The sequence below is a fragment of the Pseudomonas sp. Root71 genome (assembly GCF_001429045.1).
Lineage (GTDB): Bacteria > Pseudomonadota > Gammaproteobacteria > Pseudomonadales > Pseudomonadaceae > Aquipseudomonas > Aquipseudomonas monachiensis.
In genome coordinates this window covers 394808-407142 of the sequence record NZ_LMHY01000027.1, presented here as the reverse complement: position 1 = coordinate 407142, position 12335 = coordinate 394808, and the positions used below count along the sequence as shown (strand labels likewise).

Annotated in this window: 13 protein-coding genes; 5 read left to right on the top strand and 8 right to left on the bottom strand. The window is 59.6% G+C overall.

All coding sequences use genetic code 11. The features are described 5' to 3' along the window. Positions 1–31: 31 nt before the first annotated feature. Positions 32–1561, bottom strand: coding sequence for a 2,3-bisphosphoglycerate-independent phosphoglycerate mutase (gene gpmI / locus ASD95_RS22270; RefSeq protein WP_056725792.1), 1530 nt, complete (start codon positions 1559–1561; stop codon positions 32–34). 153 nt (positions 1562–1714) lie between these two features. On the opposite strand from gpmI, the gene ASD95_RS22265 reads away from it, so the two are divergent. The 3 genes from ASD95_RS22265 to secB are packed head-to-tail and all read left to right on the top strand — an operon-like array spanning position 1715 to position 2926. Further along, a complete protein-coding gene (locus ASD95_RS22265) occupies positions 1715–2128 on the top strand; it encodes a rhodanese-like domain-containing protein (protein WP_008047735.1) in 414 nt (137 codons plus the stop codon). 1 nt (position 2129) lies between these two features. Further along, complete coding sequence (grxC, locus tag ASD95_RS22260) at positions 2130–2384, top strand: glutaredoxin 3 (protein WP_008047737.1); 255 nt, start codon at positions 2130–2132, stop codon at positions 2382–2384. A 56-nt stretch (positions 2385–2440) separates the two neighbouring features. Next, complete coding sequence (gene secB, locus ASD95_RS22255; RefSeq protein WP_008047739.1) at positions 2441–2926, top strand: protein-export chaperone SecB; 486 nt, start codon at positions 2441–2443, stop codon at positions 2924–2926. Between the two features lie 161 nt (positions 2927–3087). On the opposite strand, the gene trmL is transcribed toward secB, so the two are convergent. Continuing rightward, positions 3088–3543, bottom strand: coding sequence for a tRNA (uridine(34)/cytosine(34)/5-carboxymethylaminomethyluridine(34)-2'-O)-methyltransferase TrmL (gene trmL, locus ASD95_RS22250; protein ID WP_056725791.1), 456 nt, complete (start codon positions 3541–3543; stop codon positions 3088–3090). On the opposite strand from trmL, the gene ASD95_RS22245 reads away from it, so the two are divergent. Beyond that, complete coding sequence (locus ASD95_RS22245; RefSeq protein ID WP_056725789.1) at positions 3542–3982, top strand: hypothetical protein; 441 nt, start codon at positions 3542–3544, stop codon at positions 3980–3982. The genes trmL and ASD95_RS22245 overlap by 2 nt on opposite strands. A gap of 536 nt (positions 3983–4518) precedes the next feature. Here ASD95_RS22245 and ntrC read toward each other — a convergent pair. The 6 genes from ntrC to glnA form a co-directional block, all read right to left on the bottom strand. Continuing rightward, positions 4519–5955 (bottom strand): nitrogen regulation protein NR(I), encoded by a 1437-nt coding sequence (ntrC, locus tag ASD95_RS22240; protein WP_056725788.1) that lies wholly within the window; start codon positions 5953–5955, stop codon positions 4519–4521. Continuing rightward, complete coding sequence (gene glnL, locus ASD95_RS22235) at positions 5952–7037, bottom strand: nitrogen regulation protein NR(II) (RefSeq protein WP_056725787.1); 1086 nt, start codon at positions 7035–7037, stop codon at positions 5952–5954. Before glnL ends, ntrC begins: the two co-directional genes overlap by 4 nt. Positions 7038–7267: 230 nt before the next feature. Further along, the gene (locus ASD95_RS22230) at positions 7268–7888 is read right to left on the bottom strand and encodes a DUF4124 domain-containing protein (RefSeq protein ID WP_056725785.1); all 621 of its coding nucleotides are present in this window, start codon (positions 7886–7888) and stop codon (positions 7268–7270) included. Further along, on the bottom strand, positions 7885–8400 hold the full coding sequence (locus ASD95_RS22225) for a DUF4124 domain-containing protein (RefSeq protein ID WP_056725784.1): 516 nt from the start codon (positions 8398–8400) through the stop codon (positions 7885–7887). Before ASD95_RS22225 ends, ASD95_RS22230 begins: the two co-directional genes overlap by 4 nt. Positions 8401–8425: 25 nt before the next feature. Beyond that, positions 8426–8848 (bottom strand): cupin domain-containing protein, encoded by a 423-nt coding sequence (locus ASD95_RS22220; protein WP_056725783.1) that lies wholly within the window; start codon positions 8846–8848, stop codon positions 8426–8428. Between the two features lie 178 nt (positions 8849–9026). Further along, positions 9027–10433 (bottom strand): type I glutamate--ammonia ligase, encoded by a 1407-nt coding sequence (gene glnA / locus ASD95_RS22215; protein WP_008002929.1) that lies wholly within the window; start codon positions 10431–10433, stop codon positions 9027–9029. Between the two features lie 328 nt (positions 10434–10761). Here glnA and thiI point away from each other — a divergent pair, with 328 nt between their 5' ends. Continuing rightward, the gene (gene thiI / locus ASD95_RS22210; protein ID WP_056725781.1) at positions 10762–12216 is read left to right on the top strand and encodes a tRNA uracil 4-sulfurtransferase ThiI; all 1455 of its coding nucleotides are present in this window, start codon (positions 10762–10764) and stop codon (positions 12214–12216) included. Positions 12217–12335 lie beyond the last annotated feature (119 nt).

The following is a 12335-nucleotide window of genomic DNA, read 5'->3' as shown; positions in this document are numbered from 1 at the left end:
CCAAAGGTTTTGTGGCGTTTTGGAGATCCAGTCAGACCAGAATCGAAGTCCCGGTCATTTCCGCCGGTTGCTCAAGGCCCAGCAACTTGAGCATGGTCGGCGCCACGTCCGCCAGAACGCCGCCTTCGCGGACCTTCAGGTCGCGCTTGCCGACATAGATGAACGGTACCGGCTCGGTGGTGTGCGCAGTGTGCGCCTGGCCGGTGGTTTCATCGGACATTTGCTCGACGTTGCCATGGTCAGCGGTGATCAAGGCTTCGCCGCCGACTTTTTCCAGGGCATCGACGATGCGACCTACGCACAGGTCCAGGCACTCAACGGCCTTGACCGCCGCTTCGAACACGCCGCTGTGGCCGACCATGTCGCCGTTGGCGTAGTTGACCACGATCACGTCGTAACGCTGGTTTTCGATGGCGTCGACGATGCGGTCGGTGACTTCCGGTGCGCTCATTTCCGGTTGCAAGTCATAGGTGGCGACTTTCGGCGAGGGGATCAGGATGCGTTCTTCGCCCGGGAACGGTTCTTCGCGGCCGCCGGAGAAGAAGAAGGTCACGTGGGCGTATTTTTCGGTTTCAGCGATGCGCAGTTGGGTCTTGCCGTTTTTCGCCAGGTAGTCGCCCAGCACGTTTTCCAGGCTGCCGGCGGCGAAAGCCGAGGGCGCGGGGATGCTGGCGGCATATTGGGTCAGCATGACGAAACCGGCCAGTTTCGGCTGGCGGGCACGCTCGAACTCACTGAAGTTGTCTTCGACGAACACGCGGGTCAGCTCGCGGGCACGGTCGGCGCGGAAGTTCATGAACACCACGGCATCGCCGTCTTCGACTTTTACCGGCTCACCGATGGAGGTGGCCTTGACGAATTCGTCGCTCTCGCCACGCTCGTAGGCCGCTTGCAGGCCTTCCTGGGCGGTGGCGGCGTTGAATTCGCCCTGGCCATCGACAATCAGGTTGTAGGCCTGGGACACGCGGTCCCAACGGTTGTCGCGGTCCATGGCGTAGTAGCGGCCGATGATGCTGGCGATCCGGCCCTTGCCCAGGGCCTGGAAGGTCGCGTCCAGCAGCTCGATCGACGACTGCGCGCTTTTCGGCGGGGTGTCGCGGCCGTCGAGGAAGGCGTGCAGGTAGATGTTTTGTGCGCCGCGCTTGAAGGCCAGTTCGGCCATGGCGACCAGGTGATCCTGGTGGCTGTGCACGCCGCCATCGGACAGCAGACCCATGAAATGCACGGCTTTGCCGGCGGCGACGGCTTTGTCCACGGCAGCGCAGATGGTCGGGTTCTCGAAGAACTCGCCGTCACGGATCGATTTGGTCACGCGAGTGAAATCCTGATACACCACGCGGCCGGCGCCCAGGTTCATGTGGCCGACTTCGGAGTTGCCCATCTGGCCATCCGGCAGGCCGACGTCCATGCCGCTGCCCGAGATCAGGCCGTTCGGCACGGTGGCCCACAGACGATCCAGTACAGGCTTCTTCGCCGCGAAAATGGCGTTGGATTCGGGATTGTCGCTGTGACCGAAGCCGTCGAGAATCATCAGGACCAAAGGTTTAGGCGTGGTAGTCATGGAATCCACTCGTGGCTGAGGTAAAAGGGGTAATGGAAAAAGGGAGTCGCAGTTTAAAGCGAAGTTCCGGCCGCGTCACCGCCGGACGGGGTTTGGCCCACCATAGTGGCTGTGTATACTGGCCGACATTTTAACGCCCTGGAACCTCCTTCGATGGTTGCTAACCTGATTCAATTTGCCACTAACCACTACATTCTCGTCGGTATCTTCGTCGTACTGCTGGCGTTGCTGATTGCCTATCAAATGCAGGGCGGCGGCCGTAGCCTGAGCACCGGCGAACTGACCGGGCTGGTCAACAAGGACGCAGGCGTGGTAATCGACATTCGTCCGACCAAGGATTTCGCCGCCGGTCACATTGTCGGCGCGCTGAACATTCCCCAGGACAAACTGACCGCCCGCGTTGGTGAGCTGGAAAAGCACAAGGCCAAGACCATCATCCTGGTCGACGCCATGGGCCAGACCGCTGGCACCCACGCCCGCGAACTGATGAAATCCGGCTTCACCGCCGCCAAGCTGTCCGGCGGTATCTCCAGCTGGAAAGCCGACAATCTGCCGCTGGTGAAGTGATATGAGCAGCGTCGTCGTCTATTCCAGCGATTACTGCCCTTACTGCTCGCGAGCCAAGTACCTGCTCGAGAACAAAGGCGTGGCCTTCGAAGAGATCAAGGTCGATGGCAAGCCGCAGGTGCGCGCTGCGATGGCCCAGAAGGCCGGGCGTACGTCCGTGCCGCAAATCTGGATCGGCAGCACACACGTGGGCGGATGTGATGATCTGTTTGCCCTGGAGCGCGCCGGCAAGCTCGACGCGCTGCTCAGGGCCTGACGGCAATATCCCAAACAAGCAAACCTAAAAGAACCCTGGATCAAGAAGGATCTGCGATGACTGACCAACAGAACACTGCTGCGAACGAAGAAGAAACTGCACCGCAATTCTCCTTGCAGCGCATTTATGTGCGTGACCTGTCCTTCGAAGCTCCGAAAAGCCCGGCGATCTTCCGCCAGCAGTGGGAGCCGAGCGTCGGTCTGGATCTGAACACCCGTCAGAAGACGCTGGAAGCTGACTTTCACGAGGTCGTGCTGACCCTGTCGGTTACCGTGAAAAACGGTGACGAAGTGGCGTTCATCGCTGAAGTGCAACAGGCCGGTATCTTCCTGATCAAGAATCTGGACGACGCCTCGATGAGCCACACCCTGGGTGCGTTCTGCCCGAACATCCTGTTCCCGTACGCTCGCGAAACCCTGGACAGCCTGGTGACCCGCGGTTCGTTCCCGGCACTGATGCTGGCTCCGGTGAACTTCGATGCGCTGTACGCGCAAGAGCTGCAACGCATGCAGGCTGCTGGCGAGACTCCGACCGTTCAGTAAAAGCTTCGTTTGCTCCATGAAAAAAGCGCCTCCGAAGGCGCTTTTTTCATGGAGCAAACGAAACCTTCGAGTAGGAGCTGCCGAAGGCTGCGATCTTTTGATCTTGAAAATCAAAATCAAAAGATCGCAGCCTTCGGCAGCTCCTACATTGGGTCATGGTGTTACTTGAAGTCGTTCTGACGCCAGGCTTCGTACACGGCCACTGCCACGGTATTGGACAGGTTCAGGCTGCGGCAGCCCTCGCGCATCGGCAGGCGCAGGCGTTGCTCGCTCGGCAGGGCGTCTAGCACCTCGGCGGGCAAGCCCCGGCTTTCCGGGCCGAACAGGAACGCGTCGCCCGGGACGAAGCTGGCATCGTGGAACGGCCGCGAACCCTTGGTGGTGAAGGCGAACAGTCGTGGATGGCCGAGGCTCTCCAGGCAGCTGGCAAGGTCCGCGTGGCGTTGCAGGGTGGCATACTCGTGGTAGTCGAGGCCGGCCCGGCGCAGGCGCTTGTCGTCCATCTCGAAACCCAGCGGTTCGATCAAATGCAGGTGGCAGCCACTGTTGGCGCACAGCCTGATAACGTTGCCGGTATTCGGCGGAATTTCTGGTTGGAAAAGGATGACGTGAAACATGCACGGCTCCGAAGGCAAAGATGACGCGCATTCTACGCCGCCAGAAGGCGTGCGTTCGAAACTATTCCTGCGGGTAATGGGCTCGCTGGCGATTGTCGGGGTGATGGTCGGGATGATGATCGGTCGCCTGACCACGCCGGACCCCAGTCAGTTGCAGCAGGTGGAAGTGACGAACGACGGGCTGGTGGTGTGGTTCAACAATGAGCCCAAGACCCACGGCGAGATGGTTGATGGCAGTGTTGCGCTACTGTTTGGCGCCGAGGGCAAGGCGCAGAAAGGTCAGCTCAAGCTCGGTGGCAAGGACGTGAACTGGCGGGTACGTTTGAGCGATGGGGGGTTGTTGCTGACACTGGTGGCGGCCCGGCCTCTGCAGGGCCAATGGGCCGGTAGCGAGGTCGATGACCGCTGGCGGCTGGAGATCCATCTCCGGGAGCAATAAAAGAGGGAATCCCCGGCCTGCCTGTACCAAGGTTCCCGAAACGGGAGGCTCGTCGCGAGTGCGGTGTGAGCCTGGTGTAAAGAAGGAACCCCTGACCTGCCTGTATCAAGGGCCCCAAAACTGCGGGGCTCGTCGCGGGTGCGGTGTGAGCCCGATGTAAAGAGGGGAATCCCCGGCCTGCCTGTACCAAGGTCCCCGAAACCGGGTGGGTGAACTGATTCACCTGAAAGGGTTGTTGCAGGGGGCGTGCCAGTTTTCACAAAGAGAAACAAAAAATCGCTTTGAAGCGCTGAAAGCCCCGGAATTCGGGGCTTTCGTGTTTTTTCGAAAGGGATTCGGTTGCGAAAGCAGGCGGGGATTCGAAGCTGTTTTTGTGCGCGATTGCGGTTCACGGTGCATTGCGGCGGTGCATGGGGCGTTGTTATCGGCCAAAAAAGATCGCAGCCTTCGGCAGCTCCTACTGGGTCTTGCGTACGACTGTAGGAGCTGCCGGAGGCTGCGATCTTTTCGCTTGCGACTAAACTCGAAAGCCAGATTTAACCCTCATCCCCCTCATCATCATCCCCGCCATCAACCTTCATCCCCAATTCCTTGATCTTGCGGGTCAGGGTGTTGCGTCCCCAGCCCAGCAAGACGGCGGCATCGCGGCGGCGACCGGCGGTGTGCTTGAGGGCGGTCTCGATCATGATCCGCTCGAAGGCTGGTACAGCGCTGTCGAGCAGGCTCGACTGACCACGGGCCAGTGCCTGGTCAGCCCACTGGCGCAGGGCCTGTTCCCAGTTGGTGACCGGTGCCGAGTCCTGCGGCAGGCTCAGCAGTTCCGGCGGCAGGTCGCCGATGTGCACTTCGCGACCCGAAGCCATCACCGTGATCCAGCGGCAGGTGTTCTCCAACTGACGCACGTTGCCGGGCCACGGCAGGTTCTTCAGGTATTCCTCGGTTTCACTTTTCAGCAGCTTAGGCTCGACCGCCAGTTCCTGGGCGGCGCGGCCGAGGAAGTGCTTGGCCAGGGTCGGGATGTCTTCGCGACGATCCGACAGGCGCGGGATATGGATGCGGATCACATTGAGGCGGTGGAACAAGTCCTCTCGGAATTTCCCGGCGTGCACCAGGGTTTCCAGATTCTGGTGAGTCGCAGCGATGATGCGCACATCGACCTTCACCGGCACATGACCACCGACGCGGTAGAACTCGCCATCGGCCAGTACCCGCAGCAAGCGGGTCTGGGTGTCGGCGGGCATGTCACCGATCTCGTCGAGGAACAGCGTACCGCCATCGGCTTGTTCGAAACGCCCGCGACGCAGGTTGGCGGCGCCCGTGAATGCGCCTTTCTCATGGCCGAACAGTTCGGATTCCATCAGGTCCTTGGGGATCGCCGCCATGTTCAGCGCAATGAATGGCGAAGCGGCGCGCGGGCTGTGACGGTGCAGCGCGTGGGCCACCAGCTCCTTGCCGGTACCCGATTCACCATTGATCAGCACGGTGATGTTGGAGTGGCTCAAGCGCCCGATGGCGCGAAACACTTCCTGCATCGCCGGCGCTTCGCCGATGATTTCCGGGGTGCGGGTCAGGGTCGGGGGCACTTCCAGGCCCTGTTGTTCCTGAGCGTGCTGGTTGGCGCGCTTGACCAGGGAAACCGCTTCGTCGACATCGAACGGCTTGGGCAGGTACTCGAAGGCGCCGCCCTGATAGGACGCGACAGCGCTGTCCAGATCGGAGTGCGCGGTCATGATGATCACTGGGAGCCGTGGGTGCTGTTCGCGAATCCGCGCCAGAAGGTCCAGGCCACTGGCGCCGGGCATGCGGATGTCGGAGATGATCACGTCCGGCTGCTGGCGCGCCAGGCGGCTCATCACGCCATCGGCGCTGTCGAAGCTTTGCGTGGTCATGCCTTCCTGTTGCAAGGCTTTTTCCAGGACCCAACGGATAGAACGGTCGTCATCGACGATCCACACGGTTTCACTACGGCTCATGTCGATGTGGCTCCTTGTTCCAGTGGCAGAAAGATCGAGAAGGTGGTGTGGCCGGGGTGGCTGTCACATTCGATCAGGCCCTGGTGCTGGCTGATGATGTTCTGGGTAATGGCCAGGCCCAGCCCGGTACCGTCCGGACGACCGCTGACCATGGGGAAGAAAATGGTTTCCTGAAGTTCTGCCGGGATGCCCGGACCGTTGTCGATGATCTCGATCTTGGTCACCAGGCGATGGCGTACGTGGCCGATGGTGAACTGGCGCATCGCGCGGGTGCGCAGGCTGATGCGACCCAGGCGCAGTTCGTTCTGGCTGCTGATGGCCTGCATGGCGTTGCGCACGATGTTCAGCACGGCCTGAATCATTTGCTCGCGGTCGATCAGGACGTCGGGAATGCTTGGATCGTAGTCGCGCACCAAGGTGATGCAGCCCTGGCTTTCGGCCTCCACCAGATGGCAGACACGCTCAAGCACTTCGTGGATGTTGCACATGGCCAGCGACGGCAGCTTGTTGGAGCCGAGCATGCGGTCCACCAGGTTACGCAGGCGGTCGGCTTCTTCGATGATGACGTTGGTGTAGTCGCGCAGGCTTTCTTCCGGCAGTTCCCGGGCCAGCAATTGTGCCGCGCCGCGTATCCCGCCCAGGGGGTTCTTGATTTCATGGGCAAGGCCGCGCACCAGCATCTTGCTGGTTTCCTGTTTCGACAGCTGTGCTTCTTCCTTGGTGATCCGCAGCAGGCGGTCACGGGGGTGGACTTCGAGCAGCAGCATGGTGTCGCCGTTGCTCAGGATCGGCGTTACCGCGTAGTCGACGGTCAGGGTCTGGCCGGTGAGGGCGGTGAGCATCGCTTCGCGCTTGGTGAACGGGTGCGCTTGCTCGACGGCCTGGCGCAACGAGTTCAGCGCCTCGGTCGATTCGGTAAACAACTCACTGATGAACTGTCCATGGCTGCGCTGACCGCTGATGGCCAGCAGCATCTCCGCCGCCGGGTTCATGTACTCGAGGCGCAGTTCGGCGTCGAGCAGGATGGTGGCAGTGGTGAGGTTGTCGAGTAGCAAACGGTGGAGCGCGTCGCTAATGGTCATCGGGACCTCTTTTAGGGCAGAGCATGCGCAAAAAAAAAACGCTGGTACGGGCAAAATGCAAAAACCAAACCAAGGCTCCGAAAAGAAGCGCTCAAGGCCTGAAACAGGCGTTTGACGCTCGTTTGCGTGGCGTTCTGCCAGCTTTCGCGGGTACTTTCGAACCAAAATGGGTTGGAATGTGAGTGCGGTGCAAGCTATTGCACCAATATAGTGCGCAAACCTGAATGAGGTTAGAAAAGTCTCAGGAAAGGATTTTTTTCTTCGCCAGGTTTGTCGCTGAACGGGCATTCCGGCCGCTGGCCGTAGTCTTCGAGGACACAGGGTTTGATCCTGCGCTTCTGGGCGAGAGACGTGCGCTGCATGTGGAAAGGCTGGCTGGCGGTGCGTTCGACGATGCGTCCCTGTTCATCGAGGATTTCCACGGACAGGGTATGGCTGCCGCGATCGATGTTGCTCAAGGCGAACACCGGGCTCAGGCCGGGGTCGGCGGTGGGCTGGCCGTCGAGCAGCAACCGGTAACGGTGGCCGGGTTGCAGGGCGGGTTCGTTGGTGGCGCTGATGATGACTTCGCCGGTGTTGCTACGGATGGTTGCGTCGGGTTCCGGGATCAGGATGCGCAGCACCTCATAGTGGAACAGCGCTTGTACTTCGGGGCTGCTCTGGGCAAGCGATGGCGCTGCACTGGTGGGAGTGGCCGCTATTCGATTGCTCGTTATCAGTGGTACGCGCCTGGCTTCGCCGGGTTTGGGCTGGTCGGTGAAAACCCGATTGCCCTGAGCATCGAGATACATGAAGACCTCTGCCGAGGCGGGCAGGGCGATCAGGCAGGCGATCAGTAACCAGGCCTTCAAGGCTTGTGCACCCGCTGTACGGTGAATGTCACCGCCGGGCTCTGCTGCACAACATTTTCGCCATCGATCACTTGCACGGCGAGACGGTGTTCGCCGCGATCGATGTTCACCAGTTGCAGGGTCGGTACATTGCCTGGCTCGCCGTAGGGTTGACCGTCCAGCAGCAGGCGCAACAGGTGAGGGCGTTGCAGGTGCGGTTTGATCAGTACGTTTATCGTGAAGGTGCCATTGTTGGCGCGTAACGCTTCTGTGGTGGGCAGGCCGGTGAGTTCCAGTTTTTCGTAGGCGCCGTGGATTGGCTCGGGGATATTGCCTGCCTGAGGTTGCGCAAGATCGCCGGGTGGTTGGCGTTCGATGCTGTTGAGTGGTGGCAGATCCACCGCCCGGGCTTCAACGCCATCGGGCGGTTGATTGCTGTAGGCGGTATTACCGGCAGCATCGGTGTATCTGTAGATTTGGGCCATCACAGGAAAAATGAAGGACAGCAGTAGAAGGAGTAAAAGTGGCCGCATTCGGACTTCCTGTGTGAAGCAAGGACTACTCCGCCAATGGAATGCCTTCGCTGCCAGCATAGAACACAACAAGTTCTACCGGTTCATCGCCGGTGACGCCGCGATGGGTGATGTTGACCATTTCGGCCAGCGCTTCGCCTGGTTTGATACGCCGGGTCTGGCCGCTGTTCCTGTCTTCGACTATCAGCTCGCCAGAGAGGATGTAAGCCGCGTTGGGAATCGGATGAGTGTGCCAGGGGAGTTTGCTATTGGCAGGGATCGTGAGTTTGAGCACGGTCAGTTCGGGCGCGGCGTCCGGGTAGCGAATGTAAGGTGTGTTATCCCACGACTTGCTGCTTTGCAGCAGGATTTCCCGTTTGATTTCTGTCGGCTGGGGGATTGTGTTGCAGCCCAGGAGGGCGAAGGTGGTGAGAGCGGCCAGTAGCGTCTTGAGTGGGAAGGTTTTCATCATTCCATCCGTTGATTGCAGGTAGTGAGCAGGCTACGAGTCATTCAAGTTGGTTGATGCCGGACGATGCCGTGTGTGCCCGAGGAGATGTCGGGTTTCATTGTCGGAAGTTGCCCACAAAAAAGGCCTCCCGAAGGAGGCCTCTTTTTGTCACGCCGCGTGTTGCGACGCTACCGGATCAGCAGCTGTAGTACAGCTCGTATTCCAGTGGGTGTACGAAGGTACGTACCTTGATTTCTTCTTCGCTTTTCAGGGCGATGTAAGCGTCGATGAAGTCGTCGCTGAAAACGCCGCCTTTGGTCAGGAACGCACGACCTTTGTCCAGCTCTTCCAGGGCTTCTTTCAGGCTGCCGCAAACTTGTGGGATCTCTTTGGCCTCTTCAGGCGGCAGGTCATACAGGTTTTTGTCAGCAGCGTCGCCAGGGTGGATCTTGTTCTGGATGCCGTCCAGGCCAGCCATCAGCAGTGCGGCGAAGCACAGGTACGGGTTGGCAGCCGGATCCGGGAAGCGTGCTTCGATACGGCGGGCTTTCGGGCTCGACACGTAAGGAATACGGATCGAAGCGGAGCGGTTGCGAGCCGAGTAGGCCAGCATCACTGGAGCTTCGAAGCCTGGAACCAGACGCTTGTAGGAGTTGGTTGCCGGGTTGGTGAAGCCGTTCAGGGCCTTACCGTGCTTGATGATGCCGCCGATGAAGTACAGGGCGGTGTCGGACAGGCCGGCATAGCCTTCGCCTGCGAAGGTGTTCTTGCCATCTTTCCAGATGGACATGTGTACGTGCATACCCGAGCCGTTGTCGCCGTACAGAGGCTTAGGCATGAAGGTCGCGGTACGGCCGTAGGCATCGGCAACGTTGTGCACGACGTACTTCAGGGTTTGGGTTTCGTCGGCTTTCTTCACCAGGGTGTTGAACTTGACGCCGATTTCGTTCTGTCCGGCAGTCGCCACTTCGTGGTGGTGAACTTCGACGGTCAGGCCCATTTCTTCCAGTGCGTTGCACATGGAGGTACGGATTTCGTGGTCATGGTCGAACGGCGGAACCGGGAAGTAGCCGCCTTTGACGCCTGGACGGTGGCCTTTGTTGCCGCCTTCGATGTCCTGGTCGGACATCCACGAACCTTGTTCGGAGTAGATCTTGAACATGGAGCCGGAAATGTCGGACTTGAACTTCACCTGGTCGAAGATGAAGAACTCTGGCTCTGGACCTGCGTATACGGTGTCACCGATAGCGGTGGCTTTCAGGTGCTCTTCGGCGCGCTTGGCGATCGCACGTGGGTCGCGGTCGTAGCCTTGCATGCTCGAAGGTTCGATGATGTCGCAGACCAGGATCAGGGTCGGTTCTTCGGTGAACGGATCCAGGACGGCGGTGGAGTCGTCCGGCATCAGGATCATGTCGGAGGCTTCGATGCCTTTCCAGCCAGCGATGGAGGAACCGTCGAACATTTTGCCGACTTCGAAGAAGTCGTCATCCAGCGCATCGCGAGCCGGCATGGTCACGTGGTGCTGAGTGCCTTTGGTGTCCGTGAAGCGCAGATCAATCCACTTGACGTCATGATCTTTGATGAGTTGAACCGACTTCGACATAGTGTCCTCCGGGTGGCTTCGGGCTAGTAGTGGATGCCCTTAAATGTGGGTGATGCCGGCGCGAATACTCTGCCAAGGCAACCTGCCTCACAAGGGAGCAAATTGCATGCCAGTGCCCCAGCATGGGTTTTTTGCCCCAAAAACACGCTTGCGGGGGCATATTGCGCTTTAAAGCAGAAAATCTCGCCCTGTAATGTGGCGCCGCTTCCTACAAATGACCTGTTTTGGTGCGCGCGAAACCTTCTGCACATTAACTGGTTAAACCTTGAGCAATTTCCGCTATAATCCGCGCCCCCCTTTTTCGGCAGGCCATGCGCGCGCTGTTTCCATGAAATTAATCGTAAAAGTCTTCCCCGAGATCACCATCAAGAGCCGCCCGGTACGGATGCGTTTCATCCGTCAATTGGCCAAGAACATCCGTGCCGTGCTCCGCGATCTGGACCCGGCCGTGGTGGTGAACGGCGTGTGGGACAACCTCGAGCTGGAAACCCGAGTCAGCGACCCAAAGGCCTTGAAGGAGATGGGCGAACGCCTGAGCTGCATGCCGGGCATCGCGCATTTCCTGCAAATCGATGAGTACCCGCTGGGCGATTTCGACGACATCGTTGAAAAGTGCAAGCAGCACTACGGTGATGCACTGGCCGGCAAGATCTTCTCGGTACGCTGCAAGCGCGCCGGCAAGCACCCGTTCAGCTCGATCGATATCGAAAAATATGTCGGCAGCCAGTTGCGCCGTCAGTGTGGGGCCGCCGGGATCGACCTGAAAAAGCCGGAAATCGAAGTCCGGATCGAAGTTCGCGACCAACGGTTGTTCGTGATCCACAGCCAGCACAACGGCATCGGCGGATATCCGCTGGGCGCGCTGGAGCAGACCCTGGTGCTGATGTCCGGTGGCTTCGACTCCACCGTGGCGGCCTACCAGATCATGCGCCGCGGCCTGATGGCGCATTTCTGCTTCTTCAATCTGGGCGGACGTGCCCACGAACTGGGCGTCATGGAAGTCGCGCATTTCATCTGGAAGAAGTACGGCAGCTCCCAACGCGTGCTATTTGTCAGTGTGCCGTTCGAAGAAGTGCTGGGCGAAATTCTCGGCAAAGTCGATAACAGTCATATGGGCGTAGTATTGAAGCGTATGATGTTGCGCGCTTCGTCCCAAATTGCCGATCGACTGCACATCGACGCACTGGTCACCGGTGAGGCGATCTCCCAGGTGTCGAGCCAGACGTTGCCGAACCTGTCAGTGATCGACTGCGTGACCGACAAACTGGTCCTGCGCCCACTGATCGTCGCGCACAAGCAGGACATTATCGACACGGCCAACGAAATCGGCACCGCCGATTTCGCCCGGCACATGCCGGAATACTGCGGCGTCATCTCGGTCAATCCGAAGACCGCGGCCAAGCGCCATCGCGTCGAGCATGAAGAGAAAGAATTCGATATGGCGGTACTCGAGCGTGCGCTCGAAAACGCCAAGCTGGTGCCGATCGATCGCGTGATCGATGAACTGGGCCAGGATTTGCAGATTGAAGAAGTCAGCGAAGCGCTGGCCGGTCAGATCGTCATCGACATCCGTCACCCGGATGCCGCTGAAGACGACCCGCTGGACCTCGCTGGCATCGAGGTACAAACGATGCCGTTTTATGCAGTTAACGCTCGTTTCAAGGAACTGGACCCTACTCGCCAGTACCTGCTGTATTGCGACAAAGGCGTGATGAGTCGCCTGCATGCCCACCATTTGCTCAGTGAGGGGCATGCCAATGTGCGCGTTTATCGACCGAGCTAAGTGCCCGGGGCTGTTTGCCTGTGGCCTGCGTCACCGGCCCCCCGATGCCACCGTCAAGCTGTAACGGCTTTCACGGACGCTACTGTTAATCGCTGCCAAGACTTGTCAGCACACCGAAT